At 54.4% G+C, this 217-nt stretch carries 1 rRNA gene; it reads left to right on the top strand.

Going from position 1 to position 217, the window contains the following annotated elements:
- Positions 1-17: 17 nt before the first annotated feature.
- Positions 18-217: ribosomal RNA gene (locus KO531_RS22315) — 16S ribosomal RNA — on the top strand; the annotation flags it as partial.

Here is a 217-nt window from a genome sequence, read left to right as displayed (position 1 = left end):
CGGAAGCAACAAAACTTTAATTGAAGAGTTTGATCATGGCTCAGATTGAACGCTGGCGGCAGGCCTAACACATGCAAGTCGAGCGGCAGCACAAGGGAGTTTACTCCTGAGGTGGCGAGCGGCGGACGGGTGAGTAATGCCTAGGGATCTGCCCAGTCGAGGGGGATAACAGTTGGAAACGACTGCTAATACCGCATACGCCCTACGGGGGAAAGGA

The sequence above is a fragment of the Shewanella sp. NKUCC06_TVS genome (genome assembly GCF_019345515.1).
GTDB lineage: Bacteria > Pseudomonadota > Gammaproteobacteria > Enterobacterales > Shewanellaceae > Shewanella > Shewanella oncorhynchi.
Note: the sequence above shows the minus strand (reverse complement) of the source record. Positions and strands in the feature narration are given on the sequence as shown.